The organism is Phreatobacter sp., from assembly GCF_052440005.1.
In the GTDB taxonomy this organism is placed as follows: Bacteria; Pseudomonadota; Alphaproteobacteria; order Rhizobiales; family Phreatobacteraceae; genus Phreatobacter.
Window position 1 is genome coordinate 37,051 of sequence record NZ_JBQVQL010000017.1, and the last position, 19,866, is coordinate 56,916.

Sequence of the window (19,866 nt, forward strand, 5' to 3'; positions counted from 1 at the left end):
CTTAGCCGCCTCGTCATCCCAATCCCTCCGCCGGCATAATCCGGATCAGGTTCGACGGGTTGACCGTGACCGGCCTCTCAGCCCCGAGGGGCACCCCGATGAGATGGTCCAGAGTTACGCGAGGCCCCTCGCCGGCGCAAGCCGGCCAAGCTCGGCCTTCGGGGGGATGACGCGCGCGCCCTTTGATGGCATGGGAAAGGCCTGCATGCCGCGAGGGTCCCCATGATCGCCTTCTTCGTCCAGATCAAATGCCAGCTCGGCAAGGCCTATCAGGTGGCCGCCGCTCTCGCCGACCGCGAGATCGCTTCGGAGATCTATTCCACGGCAGGCAACTTCGACCTGCTGGTGAAGTTCTACGTCGAGCCCGGCACCGACATCGGCCATTTCGTCAACGAGCAGGTGCAGCTTATTCCGGGCATCCAGGACACCCACACGATCATCACCTTCAAGGCCTTTTGACCGTTCACTTCTGCCGCTGCTTCCAGATCTGGAAGACGCCGAAGGCGAGGGTGATCATGCCCGCATACCAGAGAACCGGCACGTAGCGCGGGATCGACCCTCGGATCTGGGCCTGGAAGAAGGCGCATTCCGGCGTCGCAAAGCCGATGCACGCGAGCTTGAGGCCGAGAAGGCCGAAGGCTCCGCCGTACTGTGCATAGTAGGCGAACCACCAGGCGGCGGAGGCCAGGCAGAAGGCGAGGCCGAGATAGACGGCGGGGGGCGTGGAGGACGGCTGCTGCTTCACGCGACGCGGGTCATCCGGCCCTGGGGAGAAGCCGCAGCGAGCGGACGAACAACGAGCCGCCGTCGAGGACGCTGCCTTCAACGGCGACCGGCAGAGCCATCGACGCCATGTCGGGGGTGCCATTCGCCCGCTTCGTTGGAACCCGGAACAGGGCCTCGGCCTTGGCACTGAACGCGCCTTCGCGATCGAGAACGAAAGCATCGGAGCTGACCGACAGCGCGAAAGGCTCGATTTCGGGATAGAGCATCGCGAGCTCCAGCCAGATCGAGCCGTCCGCCTTGAGAAACTGCCGCAGCAATGCGAGCCCCTGAACCCTTTCGGCTGCAGAAGCGTCGTCGGCGATCGGCGTCAACACGTCAGAATCAGGATAGCCCATCTGATGAGAACGCTCAGCGCTAGCGGAAGGTTGCGATTCGCCGACGGCAGATGCGGAGAGAGCGAAGGACATCATGGCACTCACCTCAGAGGTTGTTGATATAGGCCCAACCCAACGCACTGCACAATCCATCGAGGTCCACCATCAACCGGTGGCGCTCGAACCCGACCTGGTAAAGAGCCCTCCGGAAGAAGCCTTTGGACGCTCCGGGTATAACGAAATGGTCGTGAATCATCCCTGAAGCCGCCGGGACCCAGGGAGTGGTGGGACGACAATGGACGGAAAAAAGACCCTGTTGGGCCGTGATCCGGGCAGCAACCGCCGGCACCCTCGCGAGGAATGGGTCAGTCGTCCCGGTGAAGAGACCGGGCATGGGCCGTGCCGGATCCTCCTCGTCGAAGATGTCGTCGGGATCGACTTGAATCACGTGCACGACGGCATCGACATCATCTTTGGCGTTCACCGCATACCACGCGGCGGTGAGGGGGTTGGTGGTCCAGTCGAGCAGACGGGTGGGCAATCCGTGGTGCTGGGCCAGCGCAATCCACGCCAGGTCAGAGAAGCCGAGCCCTGGCTCGTACCGCCGCGCCTCCCGTTTAAAAGATAGAAGAAGCTCCCGTTCGGCGGCCTGTGACCAACCGCCGGGTGGCGTGCGGTCTGGTCGTCCGATTCCGGGAATCAGGTCGTAGGAAGCGTCCGCGTGGCCCCGGAAATAAACGTACCGCTGGTTCCTGAGAGCTGCGAAGTCGAGAAAATCGAGCCATACGGGGTCCGTAGTCGACATCGGAGCAGCCAGGGAGGGGAGACATTCAGAGGGGGAAACAACCTTCGCGCGCAACGAACGCAACGTCAACCTCTGAGCCCTGTCGCGTCAACCTTCGAGCCCTTTCAGCCATGCGCCGGCCGGCGGCGCCCCTGCTGATGGCAAGGCTTGCCTCGCAGCCTCGAAGCGTTCCATTCTGCGCCCCGAGTTCCCCGGAGCACGCGACATGACGCCGACGAAATTCGGAATGGGCCAGGCTTTGAGCCGGGTCGAGGACGCCCCGCTGATCAAGGGCGAGGGGCGCTTCGTCTCAGACCTCGTGCCCGAGGGGGCGCTGGTCGGCTACGTGCTGCGCTCGCCCTTCGCCTTCGCCGATTTCGTCATCACCGACACCAGCGCGGCCCGTGCCATGAAGGGCGTCAAGGCGGTGTTCACCCACGCCGACCTCGAAGGCATCGGCAACCTGCCCTGCCTGTCGCAGGTGCCCTCGGTGAACCCGATCCCCAATCCGCCCTGGGAAGTGCTCTGTTCCAAGACCGTGCGCCACGTCGGCGACGGCATCGCCTTCGTCGTCGCCGACACGATCGACCGGGCCAAGGACGCGGCGGAAGCGATCGCCATCGAGTGGACGGCCCGCGAGCCCATCGTCGACGCGGTCGACGCCCTGCAGAAGGGCGCGCCGCAGGTCTGGCCCGACATCCCCGGCAATCTCTGCGGCGAGGTCCATCTCGGCGAGGCGGAGGCGACCGAGAAGGCCTTCGCCAAAGCCCATCGCACGGTGTCGCTGACCATCGTCAACAACCGCCTCGTCACCAACTACATGGAGACGCGCGGCTGCCTCGCCGAATATGATTCGAAGACCAAGGGCTTCACGCTCACCCTCGGCAGCCAGGGCAGCCACGGCATCCAGAACACCCTGGCGACCAAGATCTTCAACCTGCCGAAGGAGAAGATCCGCGTCATCACGCCGGACGTTGGTGGCGGCTTCGGCACTAAGACCTTCATGTTCCGCGAATATCCGCTCTGCATGCTGGCCGCCCGCAAGCTGAAGAAGCCGGTGGCCTGGGTGCAGGACCGCGGCGACCACTTCGTCAATTGCAGCCAGGGCCGCGACAACGTCTCGACCGCCACGGCGGCGCTCGACAGGCGTGGCAAGGTGCTGGCCGTGAAGGTCGACACCGTCGCCGACATGGGCGCCTACCTCTCCCAGTATGCGACCTTCATCCCCTATGTCGGCGCCCTCATGCTGGCCGGCGTCTACGCCTTCCCGGCCATGCACGTGAGGCTGAAATACGCCTACACCAACACCGTGCCGGTGGACGCCTATCGCGGCGCCGGGCGCCCGGAGGCGGCCTATCTCATCGAGCGCCTGATGGACCGCATCGCCATCGAGACCGGCATGAGCCCGGCCGAGGTGCGCCGCCGCAACTTCATCGCGCCCGACCAGTTCCCCTGGAAGACGCCGGTGGGCCGCACCTACGATTCCGGCGAGTTCGACGGCCACATGACCCGCGCCATGGACGTCGCCGGCTGGGACACGTTCAAGGACAGGCTCAAGGCGGCGAAGAAGGCCGGCAAGATCCGCGGCATCGGCATGGCCACCTATATCGAGGCCTGCGGCGGCGGCGCCCCCGAGAACGCCTGGATGAGCCTCGAGAAGGACGGCTCGGTCACCATCAAGATCGGCACCCAGTCCAACGGCCAGGGTCACAAGACGGCCTATGCCCAGCTCGCCTCGCAGCATCTCGACATCCCCGTCGAGAAGATCACCGTCCTGCAGGGTGACACCGACCTGATCCCCACCGGCACCGGCACGGGCGGCTCGCGCTCGCTGCCCGTCGGCGGGGCGGCGGTCGACGTCGGCGCCCGCGCGTTGGCCGACGTCATCAAGGACATGGCGGCGACCGAGATGGAGGTCGGCGTCGCCGACGTCGAGATCGTCGGCGGCGCGGTCCGCGTCGTCGGCACCGACAAGGCGATCTCCTACGAGAAGATCGCCTCCCTCCCCGGCGCCGAGGAGAAGCTGAAGAGCCACGGCACCTGGCGCCCGCCGGAGCCGACCTTCCCGAACGGGACGCACATCTGCGAGGTGGAGATCGATCCCGACACCGGCGCCAGCGAGATCGTCGGCTACACGGTCGTCGACGACTTCGGCGTCACGATCAACCCGACGCTGCTCGCCGGCCAGGTCCATGGCGGCATCGTCCAGGGCATCGGCCAGGCGCTGCTGGAGCGCACCGTCTACGACAAGGAGAGCGGTCAGCTGCTCACCGCATCGTTCATGGACTATGCCATGCCGCGCGCCGACCACATCCCGAACTTCCACTTCGAGACGCGCAACGTCCCCTGCGTGACGAACCTGCTCGGCATCAAGGGCGCCGGCGAGGCCGGCACCATCGGCGCCTGCCCCTCCGTGATGAACGCCATGGTCGACGCCCTGTGGCGGGCCTACGGCATCAAGGAGATCGACATGCCGGCGACGCCGGCCCTCGTCTGGCAGACGATCCAGCAGGCCAGGGCAGCCAAGGCGGCCTGAGCCCTTCCCGCCGGACCGGGCCGACCCACGGCCCGGTCATTTGCACAAGGGCAAGCGGGAAATTGCGCCAGCGCAATGAACTGCGGCGAGATAACGCAGGCGTGATCACTCCCGCGCAATTGGGGGATACCCGGCTGCGGGGTCCCTAGTGTGGAATGGTTCCAGTCGGCACAGGGCCGACGGATCGTCCTCACCGAGGACACCCAGGGGGAAAAGACTCATGAAGCGCTTCATCATGGCCGCGGCGGTCCTCGCCATCGGCACGTTCGCCGTCACGGCCCAGGGCACCGACCCCATCGCGGCGCGCAAGGAATCGATGAAGGCCGTCGGCCAGCAGACCGGCCTCGGCGCCCGCATGGCGCGCGGTCAGGCGGCTTTCGACCTGACCCAGGCCAAGGCGATCTTCGCCGCCTACGAGCAGTCGGCCGCGACCTATGCCAACCTCTTCCCCGAGGGCAGCCAGACCGGCGGCGACACCGCGGCCCTTCCCGCCATCTGGGCCAACCGTGCCGACTTCAACGCCCGCGTCGCCAAGTGGGCGGCGGACGCCCGCACCGAGGGTGCCAAGGTGACCGATCTCGCCACCTTCCAGGCCGCCTTCGGCGAGGTGACCAAGAACTGCGGCTCCTGCCACGAAACCTATCGCGCCCGCCGCAACTGAGCGCGCGCCATACGCATGCGTCGCGCGGGTCCCGGTGGCCCGCGCGACGAACCGTTGAAGAGGGTGAGGCATGATCAGGCGGCTGCTGGTGCTCGTGGCGGTTCTCGGCGTCGTCGGAGGCGCCGCCTTCTGGTGGTTGACGGCGCCCTCGCGCCTCGCCCCTTCCGCCCTCGCCGGGCCGGCACCGAACGTCGAGAACGGCAAGCTCGTCTTCGCCGCCGGTGGCTGCGCCTCCTGCCATGTCACCGAGGGCCAGGCCGACCGCACCCGCATGGGCGGCGGCCACGGGCTGAAATCGCCCTTCGGCACCTTCTACGCCCCGAACATCTCGCCCCACCCCGAGCGCGGCATCGGCCGCTGGTCTGAGGCCGATTTCGCCAACGCCATGCTGAGGGGCGTCTCGCCCGCCGGCGAGCACTACTACCCGGCCTTTCCCTACACCTCGTACCAGCGCATGACGGTCGGCGACGTGCGCGACCTCTTCGCCTACATGAAGACCCTGCCGGCCGATGCCACGGCGAACCGCCCGCACGACCTGCCCTTCCCCTTCACGGTGCGGCGCGGCCTCGGCCTGTGGAAGCTCGCCTTCCTCGACGGCGAGCCCTTCCGTCCCGACCCCTCGAAGCCGGCCGCCTTGAACCGGGGCGCCTATCTCGTGGAGGGCCCCGGCCATTGCGCCGAGTGCCATTCGCCGCGCGCTTTTACCGGCGCCATCACCGCCGACCGCCGCTTCGCCGGCGGACCCAATCCGGAAGGCGCCGGCTGGGTGCCGAACATCACCCCCCACCGCGACGGCATCGCCTCGTGGTCGGCGGACGAGATCGCCTCCTTCCTCGCCGATGGCTTCACGCCGGGGGGCGATTCCACCGGCGGTGCCATGGCCTCGGTGATCCGCAACACCTCCCAGCTCTCCGACGCGGACCGCGCCGCCATGGCGGCCTATCTCAAGGCCCTGCCGGCGCGCGAGGGACGGGCTCCGCCCCGCCGCTGAGGCCCCAGACCCTCACGCAGCCGTGATCCGTGACTGCGATCTTGTGTGCGCACAAGTCGCCCCCCGAGGTGGTCACCGCGAGGTAACCGTCTGGCACCGCACATGAAAAAGGCCGCGAGCGCCAGGGCGACTCGCGGCCGTCGTCGTCACAGGACGTGACGGATCGGGATCAGGGATTGTTCGAGCGCTGGGCGTCGACGCTCCACGGACCCGGGCCGGCGAAGACCAGGTAGAGGAAGGTGAAGCAGTACATGATGGCGAGGCTGCCACCGTTCTGGATGGGGAAGAACCCGCGGCCGGCATGGCCGATGAAATAGGCCGCAGCCATGGTGCCGGCGAGGATGAACGCGGCCGGGCGGGTGAAAAAGCCGAACAGAATCAAAAGCCCGGTGACGAGCTCGATGCAGGCGGCGATCCACGGCAGCGAGCCGACCGGGGCGAAGTTGACGCTCATCGGGAAGCCGAAGAGCTTCACGAAGGCATGCTGCAGCAGCACGAGCGCGGCCATGATGCGCAGGATCGAGAGCACGCGCGGCGCCCAGGCGTTGAGGGTCGGATTGAGGCTGTCCATGAAAGGTCCCGTTGAGTGACGATGAGATCGTGGCACCACCTCTTGCAGGGTGGTGCTGCGACCTTAACCGCCGCGACCTTCCGCGCAACCGACCGCCCCGGCGGGAAAAGGGCGGCGCCATGGCCGGGACCGGGCCGAACCGGGGTCGCGCCGCAGGGCATGCGTGCAGCATTGGCCCTGCCTGAATCCGCGCCGGCATGGTTGAAGGGAGAGGAGAAAAATCCCTCCCGAGCCCCTCCCCGCTTCATGCCCGTCCTGTCCCGCGCCGCCACGGGAATCCTCTTCAAGCTGATGTCGACGGTGGCCTTCACCTCCATGTCGACGCTGGTGCGCGTGGCGGGCAAGGAAATCCCGGTCGGCGAGGTGGTGTTCTGCCGCTCCTTCTTCGCCCTCATCCCGCTCTTCCTCATGCTCGCCTGGCGGCACGAGGTGATGGACGCCTTCCGCTATGTGAGTTTCCGCTCCCACATGAAGCGCGGCGTCATCGGGGCCACCGGCATGTTCTCCGGCTTCGTCGGCCTGACCCTGCTCCCGCTCGCCGATTCCACCGCCATCAGCTACGCCGCCCCCCTGATGGTGGTTCCGCTGGCCTATTTCATCCTCGGCGAACAGGTGCGGGTCTATCGCTGGTCGGCGGTCGCCGTCGGCTTCGTCGGGGTGCTCGTCATCCTCTGGCCCCATCTCGACGTCGGCGCCTTCGGCAACCGCCCCGACAGCCAGCGCACCGGCGCCATGTTCGCCCTCGGCGGCGCGGTCTGCGCCGCCTTCGCCACCATCCAGGTGCGCCGGCTCGTCAACACCGAGACGACGGCCGCCATCGTCTTCACCTTCATGGCGCTCTGCGCCACCCTCGCCCTCCTCACCTGGCCGCTCGGACAGGTGCTGCCGGTCATCGGCCAGTGGGTCGTCCCGACGCCGCTGCAGGCGTTCATCCTCGTCATGGTGGGCGTCACGGGCGGCCTCGGACAGATCTTCCTGACGCTGAGCTACCGCTACGCAGACACCTCGCTGATCGCGCCCTTCGACTATTTCTCGATGATCTGGGCGGTGATCATGGGGTATCTCGTCTTCGCCGACCTCCCCAGCGCCTATGTGATCACCGGCGGCTCCATCGTCGTCGCCTCCGGCATCTTCGTCATCTGGCGCGAGCACAAGCTCGGCATCGAGCGCGCCCGCCAGCGCAAGGTGACGACGCCGCAGGGCTGAGGCGACGGGAGGCTCAGCCGGAGATGCCCCGTCTCAGGCGCTTGAGATCGGCCATGAACTGCTTGCCGAAGAGCAGGACGAGAACCAGGCCATAGGACGCGCCGCCCACCACCAGGAGAATGGCGAGCGCCAGCTTCGGGTCGAGGCCCGGGCCCGGCAGGCTCGCCATGATCGTGCTGGAGACGACGAGCGCGAGCGTCAGCACGGCGAAGGCCACCGCGATCTGCGGCAGCACGGTGCGGGCGCGCGAATCCAGCGTGAACAGGTCCTTCCGGCGCGCGAAGACGAGAAGCAGCGTCACGTTGATCCAGGCGCCGACGCTGGTGGCGGTGGCAAGCCCGACATGGCCGAGCGGCCCCATCAGCGCGAATTTCAGCGCCACGTTGACGGCGATCGCCACCGCCACGGCGATGACGGGTGTCGTGGTGTCGCCGCGCGCGTGGAAGGTGACGGTCAGCGGCCGGATCAGCACCAGCGCGGCGAGGCCCGTGCCATAGGCGGCGAGCGCGCGGGCCGATTGCACCGCGTCGTTCTCGGAGAAGGCCCCGCGCATGAAGAGCGCCTTCATCAGGATGTCCGGCACCACGACGAAGGCGGCGACCGCCGGCAGGGTGAAGACGAAGGTGAGCTCGATGGCGCGCAGTTGCGCCGTGCGGGCGCCTGCCTCGTCGCCCGCCGAGACCCGCCGGCTCATTTCGGAGAGAAGCACCGTACCGACGGCGATGGAGATGACCCCCATCGGCAGCTGGTTCAGCCGGTCGGCATAGTAGAGCCAGGAGACGGAGCCCGCGACGAGATAGCTCGCCACAACCGTGTCGGCGAGCACGGCGATCTGGGTGCCGGCGGAGCCGAGCGTCGCCGGCACGAAGGTCTTCCAGAAGCGCTTCACCTCCGGCGTCACCTTCGGCAGGCGCAGTTCCACCATGACGTCGGCCCTGAGCGCATCCACCGAGACGAGGACGAACTGCAGGATGCCGGCGACGATGATGCCCCAGGCGGCGGCATGGGCGGGCGTCGGGAAATGGTGCGCCAGCAGGAGACCGCCGATGATGCCGAGGCTGAGGACGACCTGCGTCGCCGCCGCCGCGGCGAACCGCCCGACCGCGTTGAGGACGCCGCTGACCAGGATCACCAGCGACACCAGCGCCAGATAGGGAAAGGTAATGCGGGTGAGTTCGACCGCGGCGGGAAAGCGTACGGGATCGTCGGCGAAACCCGGCGCCATAAGCGACACCACCGTCGGCATGAAGATGAAGGCGACGGCCAGCAGCACGAGCTGGGCGAGGATGAGATAGGCGAAGATCCGGTCGGCGAAGACGAGGGCGGCGTTCTGTCCCCGCTCGGCCGCGACCTTGGCGAAGCCGGGCACGAAGGCCGAGGAAAAGGCGCCCTCGGCGAAGATGGAACGGAACTGGTTGGGAATGCGGAAGGCGACGAAGAAGGCATCGGCCAGGGGTCCGGCGCCGAGGATGGCGGCGAACATCAGGTCACGGATGAACCCGAACAGCCGGCTGAGCAGCGTCAGCGCCGAGACCGAGAAGATGTTCCTGATCACGACCGACGGGATCCTTGTGAGCGCCATGGCGGTTCGGGCCGCCGACGCCGAAGGGCGCTAGCCGCCCATTCCGGCCGAATGAAGGTTTAGACGAGGAGAAGCGATTCGGCGTGGGTCAGCCGGCCGCGATCGGCGGCCCGCCGCGCAGGAGATGCGGCGCGCCGTCCGGCTTGAACAGGCGGAAGATGGCCGTCGTGGTGGCCACCAGCGTCTCGCCGGCCAGCACCTCGCCGTCGATGAAGGCCATGGATCCCGTGAGCCGCCGCATGGCGATCCGCCCGGTGATCCAGTCGCCGGCCCGACCGCCGGCGAGGAACTGCGTGTTGAGCGCGATGGTGGCGCAGCGCCGCCCGGTGACGCGGATCACCTCGTAGCCTAGCACCGTGTCCATGAAGGTGGTGATGGAGCCGCCGTGCAGAACGCCGTTCGGGTTGCCGTGGCGCAGTTCGGCGGGAAAGCCGTAATCCACCGCACCCGCCGCGGTCGGGCGCCAGTAGTAGGGCCCGGCGAGGCCGATGAACCCTTCGGTCTCGCCGAGCCGGACGAAGCCCGGCGGTATCGCCTGATCGAGGGGAATCGCGCCATCCATGGTGCCATTTCGCCCCGCCCCGCCGCCGGCCTCAACCCCGGCATTCGGCGGGGGCCGGCCTCAGACGTCGAGCGTCAGGCCGGCGGCCTTGGCGTCGGCGACGAAGCCCTTCACCGTGTCGAGCGAGATGTCCTCGGGCGCGCGGCCGAGGCCCTCCAGCTTCTTCAGGATGTCGGCCGGCGCGGTGATGATGTGGCAGCCGATGCGATCGGCCTCGATGACGTTCCACACCTCGCGGGTCGAGGCCCAGATGACTTCGATCGTGTCGGTGCCGCGGGCGAGGCCCACCGCGTAGGTCATGACCGGCATGTAGTCGTGGCCCGCATCGCCCAGGCGGCCGGCGAAGACCGAGATGATGGAGGGCGCCCCGCCCTTCAGCGCCTCCACCGAGGCCTTGATCTGCTCGGCGGTGTAGAGCGCGGTGAAATTGATCTTCACGCCCTCGCGGGAGAGCTTGTGGATCAGGTCGTAGAGCGGCTCGCCCTTCGAGTTCGTCACCGGCAGCTTGACGTAGACGTTCTTGCCCCAGGTGGCGATGACGCGGGCCTGCGCCTCCATTTCCTTCAGGTCGTCGGAAAAGACCTCGAAGGAGATGTGATGGTCCGGCACGGCCGCCACGAGGTCCTTCGCATAGGCGGCATAGTCGGAGACGCCGGCCTTCTTCAGGAGCGAGGGGTTGGTGGTGAAGCCCTGGATCCACGGCTTCTTCGCCATCTCGACGATGGAGGCCTTCTCGGCCCCGTCCGTGTAGAGCTTGACCTTAAGGTCGGCGATGGCCGGCATATGCGTCTCCCGGTGTTTGAGGCTGCTGGTTTTAGGGCTGCGGGCGGCGGGTGTCCAACCGCCGTCTCCGCTTGCAGGCCCTGCCACGCGCCAACATGATCGGCGCCAGCGCTGCCTCCCGATGCCGGAGACGCCATGCCCGAGCCTCCCGATGCCCCGCTCGTCGCCCGGTTCGACCGCAAGACCTACGAGCAAGGATCCTATGTCCTCGTCACGGTCCTCGTCCTGGCTCTGATCTACTCCTGGTGGACCGGCGAACCGCGTGACTTCATCATCGGAATGGTCGCCTTCGCGGTCATTCTGGTCGTCCTGTACTTCGAGCAGCGCCGGATCCAGAACTCGCCCGGCCCCCAGCTCATCATCGACGCGGACGGCATGGCGATGCCCGACCATTTCGTCCACCGGCTGCCGTGGGAGGCCATCACCAGCGCCGGGGTGACCAAGACTTACAAAGGCGGGGACATTCTGGCCGTGAACGTCGCGAGTGCGGCGCCATTCGGCCCCCTCGGCGGCACCTGGGAGTACGGGATACGCACCCGCAACGGCGGCGACGAAATCGTGATCAACATCAACCATTTCGATGTCGACAGCACCCAGATCCAGACCGCCTTCGCCCGCTTTGCTCCGGACAAGGCGAAGCCAGCCGACTGAAGCCCGTGCGCCAATCCACCCTCGCGGCGCCGATGGTGGCGTGCCGATGCGCCGGGGCCGGCGCGTTCCTATATCACCGCTGCCCTGCTCTCCGTCCGGATCGAAACGCCATGGGACCCATCCGCCTCGTCCTCAACATCCTCTGGTTCGTCCTCGGCGGTCTCCTCGCCGGCCTCGCCTGGTTCGTCGCCGGGGCAATCGCCGCGATCACCATCGTCGGCCTGCCCTGGGCCTTCGCTTGTTTCCGCATCGGCTCCTACACGCTCTGGCCCTTCGGCCGCGACGTGGTCTGGGCGAGCGAACTCACCGGTCGCCCGGCCGGGGCCATGGGCGTGCTGCGCTTCATCGGCAACGTCATCTGGTTCGTGCCCATCGGCTTCACGCTGATGGTGATCCACGTCGCCGCTGCGCTCGCCTGCTTCGTCTCCATCATCGGCATCCCGTTCGGCTGGGCCCACCTGAAGCTCGCCGCGGCCTCGGTCTTCCCGCTCGGGCAGCGGATCGTCGCCGCCGACGTGGCCGACCTCGCCCGCCGCCAGTCGGCCGCCACGGCGCTTGCCGGCTGGCGACGCTGACATGGCCCGTCACCCTTCGTGATCGGGCCCGGTTTGCGCTGCCCCCGCGCGAAATCGTATAGGAGCGGCAGCAGGTGGCCTTGCCGCCGCCCGTAAATTGATTCCCGAGGCCCGTTCATGACCCAGTCCACCTCCGCCGGATCCTCCCTGCGTGTCGGCGTCGTCGGCCTCGGCGTCATGGGCAAGAACCACGCGCGGGTGCTGGCGGAGCTGCCGGGCGTCACCCTCGCCGGCGTCGCCGATCCCGATGCGGCGCAGGTCGAGTTCGTCACCTCCCGCCTCGGCTGCCCGGGATTTGCCACGCTCGATGCCCTGATGGATGCCGGCATCGACGCCCTCACCATCGCCGCCCCCACCCAGCTCCACACGCCCATCGCGCTGGCCGCCATCGCCCGCGGCATCCATGTCCTGGTCGAGAAGCCCATCGCCCAGTCCGTCGAGGAGGGCCGCCGCATCATCGACGCGGCCGAGCGGGCCGGCGTGACGCTGATGATCGGCCATGTCGAGCGCTTCAATCCGGCAGTCCAGTCGATCCGCCAGGCGATTGCCGGCGACGACATCCTGTCGATCCAGATCACCCGCGTCGGCCCCTTCCCGCCGCGCATGTCCGACATCGGCGTCGTCATCGACCTCGCCGTCCACGACATCGACCTCATCCGCTGGTTCACCGGCTCGGAGATCGCCGAGATCCAGCCGCAGACCAATTCCATCCATGCCGAGCGCGAGGACATCGCGCTGCTGCAGTTCCGCACCGCCTCGGGCGTGCTGGCCCACATCAACACCAACTGGCTGACGCCCTTCAAGGCGCGCACGGTGCATGTCGCCACCCGCAACAAGTACATTTCCGGCGACCTGATCACCCGCCAGGTCACCGAGTGCTTCGACTACAAGCCCGACGGCTCCTATTCGATGCGCCACCTCTCCGTCGCCTATGCCGAGCCGCTGCGCGCCGAACTCGTCGCCTTCATCGACAGCGTGCGCACCGGCAAGGCGCCGGTGACCGGCGGCGCCGACGGCCTCGCCTCCCTCGACATCGCCATGCGCTGCCTGGGCGAGCGCCCGGCTCCCGTGGTGCAGCCGAAGCTCGTGGCGGGCGGGCGCGCATAACTCCCTTCCCCTTGCGTCCCTTGCCTCGGCGCGCCGCCCTCCCGACACTCCCTCCCCGGACGGCGACGCCCGATCGCCCGGAGGAGGCAGGCCCATGGACTACCGCACGCTCGGAGGCTCCGGCCTCAAGATCCCCGCGCTGACGTTCGGCACGGCCACCTTCGGCGGCGGCAGCGAGTTCCTGCGCAAATGGGGCGCCACCGACGTCGCCGAGGCGACCCGCCTCGTCGACATCTGCCTCGAGCTCGGCTGCACCATGTTCGACACCGCCGACGGCTATTCCGCCGGCCTGTCGGAGGAGATCCTCGGCCAGGCGATCAGGGGGCGGCGCGACGCGGTCATCGTCGCCACCAAGACCGGCATGCCCATGGGCCCCGGCCCCAACGAGATCGGCACCTCCCGGTCCAAGATCATCGCCTCCTGCGAGGCGAGCCTGAAGCGCCTCGGCACCGATTACGTCGACCTGTTCCAGCTCCACGCCTTCGACGCCCTCACCCCCATTGAGGAGATGCTGGCCGCCCTCGACGCGCTGATCCGCGCCGGCAAGATCCGCTATTTCGGCGTCTCCAACTATTCCGGCTGGCACCTGATGAAGATGCTGGCGCTCGCCGACCGCCATGGCCTGCCGCGTCCCGTCACCCACCAGGCCTATTACACGCTGGTGGCGCGCGACTTCGAATGGGAGCTGATGCCCCTCGGCCTCGACCAGAACGTCGGCACCCTCGTCTGGTCGCCGCTCTCCGGCGCCAAGCTCTCCGGCAAGATCGGCCGCAACCGTCGCCCGCCGGAGGACTCGCGGCTCGCCACCGACGCCAGCTGGCCTGTGCCGGAGGACCGGCTCTATGCCGTCACCGACGCGCTGGAACAGGTCTGCGCCGAGGTCGGCCGCTCCATGGCGCAGGTGGCCCTCGCCTGGCTTCTCGCCCGCCCCACCGTCTCCTCCATCGTCATCGGAGCCCGCAACGAAAAGCAGCTGCGCGACAATCTCGCCGCCTGCGAGCTGAAGCTGACCGCCGACCAGACCGCCCGGCTCGATGCCGCCAGCGCCATTCCGCCGGCCTATCCCTACTGGCACCAGCGCCGCACCATGATGACCCGCAATCCGCCCCCGGTCGCGTGAGGGCGGCGGGGCGCCTGTCGTCCCGCTGTCACCTTGCAGTGCTTTGCCGAAGGGGAGCGGCGGGAATCATCGCACCCCGCCCGGCGAGGCACCCGCCATGCAGGATCGCGCGAAGCCCATCACCATCGTCGGCGCCGGCTATGTCGGCCTCGTCACCGGCGCCTGTCTCGCCGCCATCGGCCACCGGGTCGTGGTGGTGGACCGCGACGCCGGCAGGATCGCGGGCCTGCGCGCCGGACGCATGCCGATCTACGAGGAGGGCCTCGCCACACTCGTCGCCGGCGAGGTGGCGGCCGGCCGCCTGTCCTTCGCAACCGACCTCGCGACCGCGGTTCCGGGCGCTTCGGCCGTCTTCATCTGCGTCGGCACCCCACCCCGCCCGTCCGACGGCCATGCCGACATGGGCCAGGTCATGGGGGCGGCCGCCGGCATCGCGCCCCATCTCGCCCCCGGCGCCGTCGTCGTCGTGAAGTCGACCGTGCCGGTGGGCACCGGCGACGAGGTCGAGGCTCTCGTGGCGGCGATCACCACCACGCCGGGCCTCGCGGTCGTCTCCAACCCGGAATTTCTGCGCGAGGGCGTCGCCATCGCCGATTTCATGCGGCCGGACCGCATCGTCGTCGGGACGAGCGATCCCCGCGCCGCCGCGGTGATGGCGGCGCTCTACCGGCCGCTGACGGAGGCTGGCGCACCCCTCCTCGTCACCGACAGGCGGGCCGCCGAGCTGATCAAATATGCCGCCAATTCGTTCCTCGCGCTGAAGATCACCTACATCAACGAGATCGCCAATCTCTGCGAGGAGATCGGCGCCGACGTGGGCGACGTCGCCCGCGGCATCGGCCTCGACCCGCGCATCGGCGCGCAGTTCCTGAAAGCAGGCCCCGGCTTCGGCGGATCCTGCTTCCCGAAGGACATGCTGGCGCTGATGAAGACCGGCCAGGATCACGGCGTGCCGCTGCGCTCGGTCGAAACGGCAGTCGCCGTCAACGATGCCCGCAAGGGCGAGATGGTGCGCAAGATCGTCCGCGCCGCCGGCGGCTCGGTGGCAGGGAAAACCATCGCCGTCCTCGGCCTCACCTTCAAGGCCGGCACCGACGACATGCGGTCGGCCGCATCCCTCGTCATCCTGCCGCAGTTGCAGAAGCAGGGCGCCCGCATCACCGCCTTCGATCCCGCCGGAATGGCCGAGGCCGCCCCCCTCCTGCCCGGTGTCGCCATGGCGACGAGCGCCATGACCGCCGTCGCCGGCGCCGACCTCGTGGTGATTCTGACCGAATGGCCGGACTTCGCCGCGATGGACCTCGCCGCCGCCGCGCGGGCGATGCGCGCGGCCGTGATGGTCGACCTGCGCAACCTCTTCGATCCCGAAGCGGCCACCCGCGCCGGTTTCGCCTATCGCTCCGTCGGCCGCACCGCCCGCGACGCCGCCGCCCGCCGGGAGGCGGTGGCCGCTCCCGTTCGCACGGGAGTCCCCGTCTTGGAACTTTCTTGACCTCTTTGCGCTAGGTCAGGGTCGGGACATCCGGCGCGCCGCGAGGGCCGCCCACGGGGATTACACCATGACCGTTCTCGTCACCGGGGGTGCCGGCTACATCGGCAGCCACATGGTTCTGGAACTGCTGGACGCCGGCGAAAGCGTCGTCGTGCTCGACAACCTCTCCACCGGTTTCGCCTGGGCCGTCGATCCGCGCGCCACCCTCGTCGTCGGCGACATGGGCGACCAGGGCCTGGTGGAGACCGTGATGCGCCTCCATGGCGTCGATGCCGTCATCCATTTCGCCGCCCGTATCGTCGTTCCCGATTCCGTGGCCGACCCGCTCGGCTACTACCTCGCCAATACCGTGAAGACCCGCGCCGTCATGGCTGCCGCCGTGGCCGCGGGTGTCCGCCGCTTCATCTTCTCCTCCACCGCCGCGGTCTACGGGACGCCCGAGGTCATGCCGGTGGCCGAAGAGGCGCCGACCCGGCCCGAAAGCCCCTATGGCACCTCCAAGCTCATCACCGAGTGGATGCTGCGCGACGCCGCCGCAGCCCACGACCTGACCTATGTCGTGCTGCGCTACTTCAACGTCGCCGGCGCCGACCCGAAGGGCCGCACCGGCCAGTCGACGCCGAACGCCACCCACCTGATCAAGGTAGCGGTGCAGACGGCCCTCGGCCTCAGGGCCAAGATGGACGTCTTCGGCACGGACTATCCGACCCCGGACGGCACCTGCCTGCGCGACTACATCCACGTCACGGATCTGGTGCGCGCCCATCTCTCCGCCCTTGCCCACCTGCGGTCGGGCGGCGAGAGCATGGTCGCCAATTGCGGCTACGGCCACGGCTATTCGGTGAAGGAGGTCATCGACACGGTGCGCACCGTCACCAAGGTCGACTTCCGTGCAGATTATGCCCCGCGGCGGCCGGGCGATGCGGCGGCGGTGGTGGCCGACGCCACCCGCGCCCGCACCCGCCTCGGCTGGACACCCGCCCATGACGACCTGACGGGCATCGTCGAGGCCGCCTATGCCTGGGAGCGCCGCCTCGCCAACGGCGACGTCGGCCGCCGGTGACAGCCCGCCAAACGGATGGCCTGTTCTCGTCCGTCCCATGCGCTTGGAATGGCCATTCGGCCATGGTCCCCGAAGCGACAGGGATGATGCCGGCCGCGCGGACCATCGCAGCATGCGTACATACTTTGTGAAATGACAGCGCTGGGCCAAAGGAATAGCTTGCCGCCCATGGAACGGCCAACCGCCCTGACCAGAATGGGTCATCAGTCCCTGTCGTCTCGCCTCAAGCAGAGCGCAGTAGTCTTGCATGACTACGCGGCGACCATTGCTGCCATTCTGCTGGCTCTTCTTCTGCGCGGCGAGCCACGCATTCAGACCATCATGGGTGTGGACCCGGTGGTCTGGGCGGCGGCATTTGCCGCGTTCGCGCTGGTCATTTACGCCTCGTGTTCGCTTTATGCATCCCGCTGGCGCTTCGCGTCGCTGTTCGATCTGTTCGGTATCTTCAAGGCGGTCTGCATCATCACGGCGGCACTGCTGCTGATCGACTACATCATCACACCGCGCCTGACCGAGGCTTCGAAGATCTTCGGCGGAAGGACGCTTGCGATCTACTGGTGCGTCCAGGTTCTTCTGCTGGGTGGCCCGCGCATCGCCTACAGGGCCTACCGCTCGTGGAAGCGTCAGTCGGCCCTGAATTCGGATCCGCTGGCCGCGATCGTTCTCGGACGCGCGTCGGACGCGGATGCCGTGTTGCGGGCCGTCGAGGCCGGTGTGGCAGGGCCGATCCGCGTCTTCGGCATCGTGTCGCCGGTCGCCCAGGAGGTGGGACAGGCCGTCCGCGGCGTGCCGGTCTGGGGCAGCACAGATCAGATCGAGCAGGTCGTTCGCGATTCGGCCGCCCGGGGCATCACGATCCAGCGGGCGATCATCGCCCCGGACGCCCTTCGCACTCCCTTGCTCGTGGAGTCCTCGATCGGCGTCTTCCGCCGCATGGGGATTCCGGCCATCCGTCTCGACGTGACGGAATCCTCGGGGTTCGCCCAGCGGGCGCGGCTCCATACCGTCATCGACGACGACTTCCTGATCCGGCCGCTGGTCGACGTCGAGGAGGAGCCGCTCAAGGCCTTCGTCCGCGGCAAGCGGGTCATCGTCACCGGCGGAGGGGGCTCCATCGGATCGGAACTGGCCATCCGCAGTGCCCAGTTCGGCGCCGACGAGGTGCTGGTGCTCGACAGTTCCGAGGCGGCGCTCCATGCCATCCTCGACCGGGCCATGGTGGAGAGGCGCGCGGGGGACACGCCGCTCGCGGGCCGGCTCTGCGACATCCGCGATCGCGCGCGGCTCATGGCCATCACCAAGGACTTCGCGCCGGACATCGTCTTCCACGCCGCTGCCCTGAAGCACGTGCCGCATCTCGAGCGGGAGGTTTCGGACGCGGTTCGCACCAATGTGCTGGGAACGGTCAACACGGCCGATGCGGCAGTGGCCGCGGGGGCCGCGGCCTTCGTCCTCATTTCCACCGACAAGGCCACCGAGCCGGTGTCGATCCTCGGGGCCACCAAGCGCCTGGCGGAAATGTACGTCCAGGCCCTGGACGGGGCGCCCCAGCTGCTCGACGGCGCGCCGTCGCGGCGGACGCGGCTGGTCGCCGTCCGGTTCGGCAACGTTCTCGGCACGGCGGGTTCGGTCGTGCCGCGGTTCCGCGCACAGATCGAGGCGGGCGGCCCCGTCACCGTCACCGATCCGGACATGGTCCGCTATTTCATGACCAAGCGCGAAGCGACCGACCTGCTGTGGACCGCGGCGCGGATCACCAGCGAGACGGCCTCCGCCGGTCATTCCGCCATTCTCGTGCTCAACATGGGCCAGCCCGTCCGCATCGCCGATCTGGCGGAGCGGATGATCCGGCTCGCCGGTTTCGAGCCGAACAAGGGCATCGACATCGTCTATTCCGGCAAGCGCCCGGGCGAGCGGCTGTCGGAGATCCTGTTCGAGGAGCGCGAGCCGCGCCTCGAGGTCGGCGTCCGCGGCATCGTCGCCGCCGAGGCCCAGCCTCCGGCCCTGTCCCGCCTGCAGCCCGTCCTCTCGCGGCTGCAGATGGCCGCCATGGAAGGCGACGACGACCGGGCCCGCGGCATCATTGCCGAGCTGGTGCCGGACATCGCCCGGCCCGCCAAGGTCATCCCGATGCGCAATGCGCTGGCGGGCAACGGGGACCACTGAGCCCGGGGCGACCTTGCCCCCGACGCCTGGCGGTCACGGCGTGCCGGCGAGCGACCGGTAGGTGTCCACCACCTGGGTTCCGACCGCTTCGACCGAGCCGGCCTCCTCGACCCGCGCACGCGCTGCCTGACCCATCGCCGCGAGGTCGGCCTGCGCGGCCGCCGCGATGGCCTCGGCAAGCACCGTGACGGACTGGGCGGGAACGACGAAGCCGGTCTTGCCCGCCACGACGAAGTCGCCGCAGCCCGGCACGTCGGTGACGATGGCCGGACGGGACGCGGCGGCAGCCTCCAGAAGAGCCTTCGGCAGCCCTTCCCCGCCCCGCGAGGGCAGGATGAACACGTGATGGTCGGCGAGGAGCGCCGCGATATCGGTCCGCCGGCCCAGCACCTGCACCCCCGGCGTCGCGGCGAAGCGCGCGATGTCCTGCTCGCCGTAGGAGGCCGGATTGGCCGCGTCGCGGTCGCCGACCAGCGTCAGCGTGACGTCCAGCCCCGACCGGCGGGCGCGCGCCAGCGCCGCGACGGCGAGATCGACCCCCTTCGACTGCACCATCCGCGCGACGAGGATCAGCCTGAGCGGGGGCCGCGGCGGCATGGGCGCGGAAAGGAACGCCGCGGGATCGACCCCGGCGCCGGTCAGCACGGTCACGCGGCTCCCGGCATCGGGGCGGTCGAGCCCCATCGCGGCGAGGTCGGTAGAATTCTCGGCCAGCCAGCGCGTCCGCGGCCCGTCGAGAACGGCGGCGAGGAGGCGCACGACCACCGTGCCGATCAGGCGCCTCACGGCGCCGCTCGCGGCGAGGAAGCCGAGCCCGGTGATGCTCACCGCCAGCGGCCGCCTGACGCCCCTGATCCGCGCCAGCGCCGCGATGGCCATGCCGTGCAGCCCGAACGCGTGCAGGATGACCGGGCGC

The 19,866-nt window shown here is 68.6% G+C and carries 20 protein-coding genes and 1 riboswitch; of the genes, 12 read left to right on the forward strand and 8 right to left on the reverse strand.

The window, feature by feature from the left end; all coding sequences use genetic code 11:
* Positions 1–5 precede the first annotated feature (5 nt).
* Positions 6–108, reverse strand: a riboswitch (TPP riboswitch).
* Positions 109–222: 114 nt separating this feature from the next.
* Positions 223–459 carry an Lrp/AsnC ligand binding domain-containing protein gene (locus ACT6XY_RS06650; RefSeq protein WP_106748835.1) on the forward strand — a complete coding sequence of 79 codons (237 nt, stop codon included), beginning with the start codon at positions 223–225 and terminating at the stop codon, positions 457–459.
* 4 nt (positions 460–463) lie between these two features.
* Here the strand turns inward: ACT6XY_RS06650 and ACT6XY_RS06655 are convergent, their stop codons facing one another.
* The 3 genes from ACT6XY_RS06655 to ACT6XY_RS06665 are packed head-to-tail and all read right to left on the reverse strand — an operon-like array spanning position 464 to position 1,905.
* Positions 464–745, reverse strand: a complete 282-nt coding sequence (locus ACT6XY_RS06655; protein WP_444747550.1) for a hypothetical protein — start codon at positions 743–745, stop codon at positions 464–466.
* 10 nt (positions 746–755) lie between these two features.
* Positions 756–1,196: a hypothetical protein gene (locus ACT6XY_RS06660; protein ID WP_444747551.1), complete on the reverse strand. Its 441-nt coding sequence runs from the start codon at positions 1,194–1,196 to the stop codon at positions 756–758.
* A 10-nt stretch (positions 1,197–1,206) separates the two neighbouring features.
* Positions 1,207–1,905: an FRG domain-containing protein gene (locus ACT6XY_RS06665; RefSeq protein ID WP_444747552.1), complete on the reverse strand. Its 699-nt coding sequence runs from the start codon at positions 1,903–1,905 to the stop codon at positions 1,207–1,209.
* Positions 1,906–2,110: 205 nt separating this feature from the next.
* Here ACT6XY_RS06665 and ACT6XY_RS06670 point away from each other — a divergent pair, with 205 nt between their 5' ends.
* The 3 genes from ACT6XY_RS06670 (at position 2,111) to ACT6XY_RS06680 (ending at position 6,072) form a co-directional block, all read left to right on the forward strand.
* Positions 2,111–4,420, forward strand: a complete 2,310-nt coding sequence (locus tag ACT6XY_RS06670) for a xanthine dehydrogenase family protein molybdopterin-binding subunit (RefSeq protein WP_444747553.1) — start codon at positions 2,111–2,113, stop codon at positions 4,418–4,420.
* 220 nt (positions 4,421–4,640) lie between these two features.
* Positions 4,641–5,081, forward strand: a complete 441-nt coding sequence (locus tag ACT6XY_RS06675; protein ID WP_444747554.1) for a c-type cytochrome — start codon at positions 4,641–4,643, stop codon at positions 5,079–5,081.
* 70 nt (positions 5,082–5,151) lie between these two features.
* Complete coding sequence (locus ACT6XY_RS06680; protein ID WP_444747555.1) at positions 5,152–6,072, forward strand: c-type cytochrome; 921 nt, start codon at positions 5,152–5,154, stop codon at positions 6,070–6,072.
* A gap of 169 nt (positions 6,073–6,241) precedes the next feature.
* Here ACT6XY_RS06680 and ACT6XY_RS06685 read toward each other — a convergent pair whose 3' ends face one another.
* Entirely contained in the window at positions 6,242–6,643 is a 402-nt protein-coding gene (locus tag ACT6XY_RS06685; protein WP_444747556.1) for a DoxX family protein, read from the reverse strand.
* 246 nt (positions 6,644–6,889) lie between these two features.
* On the opposite strand from ACT6XY_RS06685, the gene ACT6XY_RS06690 reads away from it, so the two are divergent.
* Positions 6,890–7,849, forward strand: coding sequence for a DMT family transporter (locus tag ACT6XY_RS06690; RefSeq protein ID WP_444747557.1), 960 nt, complete (start codon positions 6,890–6,892; stop codon positions 7,847–7,849).
* A gap of 13 nt (positions 7,850–7,862) precedes the next feature.
* Here ACT6XY_RS06690 and murJ read toward each other — a convergent pair whose 3' ends face one another.
* From murJ to ACT6XY_RS06705, 3 genes are all read right to left on the reverse strand, one after another.
* Positions 7,863–9,404, reverse strand: a complete 1,542-nt coding sequence (gene murJ, locus ACT6XY_RS06695) for a murein biosynthesis integral membrane protein MurJ (protein WP_444747558.1) — start codon at positions 9,402–9,404, stop codon at positions 7,863–7,865.
* A 115-nt stretch (positions 9,405–9,519) separates the two neighbouring features.
* Entirely contained in the window at positions 9,520–9,993 is a 474-nt protein-coding gene (locus ACT6XY_RS06700) for a PaaI family thioesterase (protein WP_444747559.1), read from the reverse strand.
* Between the two features lie 60 nt (positions 9,994–10,053).
* Positions 10,054–10,776 carry a transaldolase gene (locus tag ACT6XY_RS06705; RefSeq protein WP_444747560.1) on the reverse strand — a complete coding sequence of 241 codons (723 nt, stop codon included), beginning with the start codon at positions 10,774–10,776 and terminating at the stop codon, positions 10,054–10,056.
* Between the two features lie 135 nt (positions 10,777–10,911).
* On the opposite strand from ACT6XY_RS06705, the gene ACT6XY_RS06710 reads away from it, so the two are divergent.
* From ACT6XY_RS06710 to ACT6XY_RS06740, 7 genes are all read left to right on the forward strand, one after another.
* Positions 10,912–11,427 carry a hypothetical protein gene (locus ACT6XY_RS06710; RefSeq protein WP_444747561.1) on the forward strand — a complete coding sequence of 172 codons (516 nt, stop codon included), beginning with the start codon at positions 10,912–10,914 and terminating at the stop codon, positions 11,425–11,427.
* 110 nt (positions 11,428–11,537) lie between these two features.
* The gene (locus ACT6XY_RS06715) at positions 11,538–12,002 is read left to right on the forward strand and encodes a YccF domain-containing protein (RefSeq protein ID WP_444747562.1); all 465 of its coding nucleotides are present in this window, start codon (positions 11,538–11,540) and stop codon (positions 12,000–12,002) included.
* A gap of 117 nt (positions 12,003–12,119) precedes the next feature.
* Positions 12,120–13,109: a Gfo/Idh/MocA family protein gene (locus ACT6XY_RS06720; protein WP_444747563.1), complete on the forward strand. Its 990-nt coding sequence runs from the start codon at positions 12,120–12,122 to the stop codon at positions 13,107–13,109.
* 94 nt (positions 13,110–13,203) lie between these two features.
* Positions 13,204–14,229, forward strand: a complete 1,026-nt coding sequence (locus ACT6XY_RS06725; protein ID WP_444747564.1) for an aldo/keto reductase — start codon at positions 13,204–13,206, stop codon at positions 14,227–14,229.
* 97 nt (positions 14,230–14,326) lie between these two features.
* Positions 14,327–15,721: a UDP-glucose dehydrogenase family protein gene (locus tag ACT6XY_RS06730; RefSeq protein WP_444747565.1), complete on the forward strand. Its 1,395-nt coding sequence runs from the start codon at positions 14,327–14,329 to the stop codon at positions 15,719–15,721.
* Between the two features lie 67 nt (positions 15,722–15,788).
* Positions 15,789–16,784, forward strand: coding sequence for a UDP-glucose 4-epimerase GalE (gene galE / locus ACT6XY_RS06735; RefSeq protein ID WP_444747566.1), 996 nt, complete (start codon positions 15,789–15,791; stop codon positions 16,782–16,784).
* A 243-nt stretch (positions 16,785–17,027) separates the two neighbouring features.
* Positions 17,028–18,950 carry a polysaccharide biosynthesis protein gene (locus ACT6XY_RS06740; protein ID WP_444747567.1) on the forward strand — a complete coding sequence of 641 codons (1,923 nt, stop codon included), beginning with the start codon at positions 17,028–17,030 and terminating at the stop codon, positions 18,948–18,950.
* 33 nt (positions 18,951–18,983) lie between these two features.
* On the opposite strand, the gene ACT6XY_RS06745 is transcribed toward ACT6XY_RS06740, so the two are convergent.
* Positions 18,984–19,866: glycosyltransferase (locus ACT6XY_RS06745; RefSeq protein ID WP_444747568.1), on the reverse strand; the 883-nt coding region annotated here is incomplete at its 5' end.

Excerpts from the sequence above, each read along its gene's own strand:
- ACT6XY_RS06705 (WP_444747560.1), bottom strand. The coding sequence starts at position 10,776 with ATGCCGGCCATCGCCGACCTTAAGGTCAAGCTCTACACGGACGGGGCC.
- ACT6XY_RS06650 (WP_106748835.1), top strand. The coding sequence starts at position 223 with ATGATCGCCTTCTTCGTCCAGATCAAATGCCAGCTCGGCAAGGCCTAT.
- ACT6XY_RS06675 (WP_444747554.1), top strand. The coding sequence starts at position 4,641 with ATGAAGCGCTTCATCATGGCCGCGGCGGTCCTCGCCATCGGCACGTTC.
- galE (WP_444747566.1), top strand. The coding sequence starts at position 15,789 with ATGACCGTTCTCGTCACCGGGGGTGCCGGCTACATCGGCAGCCACATG.
- ACT6XY_RS06690 (WP_444747557.1), top strand. The coding sequence starts at position 6,890 with ATGCCCGTCCTGTCCCGCGCCGCCACGGGAATCCTCTTCAAGCTGATG.
- ACT6XY_RS06680 (WP_444747555.1), top strand. The coding sequence starts at position 5,152 with ATGATCAGGCGGCTGCTGGTGCTCGTGGCGGTTCTCGGCGTCGTCGGA.
- ACT6XY_RS06710 (WP_444747561.1), top strand. The coding sequence starts at position 10,912 with ATGCCCGAGCCTCCCGATGCCCCGCTCGTCGCCCGGTTCGACCGCAAG.
- ACT6XY_RS06715 (WP_444747562.1), top strand. The coding sequence starts at position 11,538 with ATGGGACCCATCCGCCTCGTCCTCAACATCCTCTGGTTCGTCCTCGGC.
- ACT6XY_RS06665 (WP_444747552.1), bottom strand. The coding sequence starts at position 1,905 with ATGTCGACTACGGACCCCGTATGGCTCGATTTTCTCGACTTCGCAGCT.
- ACT6XY_RS06700 (WP_444747559.1), bottom strand. The coding sequence starts at position 9,993 with ATGGATGGCGCGATTCCCCTCGATCAGGCGATACCGCCGGGCTTCGTC.
- ACT6XY_RS06670 (WP_444747553.1), top strand. The coding sequence starts at position 2,111 with ATGACGCCGACGAAATTCGGAATGGGCCAGGCTTTGAGCCGGGTCGAG.
- ACT6XY_RS06660 (WP_444747551.1), bottom strand. The coding sequence starts at position 1,196 with ATGATGTCCTTCGCTCTCTCCGCATCTGCCGTCGGCGAATCGCAACCT.
- ACT6XY_RS06685 (WP_444747556.1), bottom strand. The coding sequence starts at position 6,643 with ATGGACAGCCTCAATCCGACCCTCAACGCCTGGGCGCCGCGCGTGCTC.
- ACT6XY_RS06720 (WP_444747563.1), top strand. The coding sequence starts at position 12,120 with ATGACCCAGTCCACCTCCGCCGGATCCTCCCTGCGTGTCGGCGTCGTC.
- ACT6XY_RS06725 (WP_444747564.1), top strand. The coding sequence starts at position 13,204 with ATGGACTACCGCACGCTCGGAGGCTCCGGCCTCAAGATCCCCGCGCTG.
- ACT6XY_RS06730 (WP_444747565.1), top strand. The coding sequence starts at position 14,327 with ATGCAGGATCGCGCGAAGCCCATCACCATCGTCGGCGCCGGCTATGTC.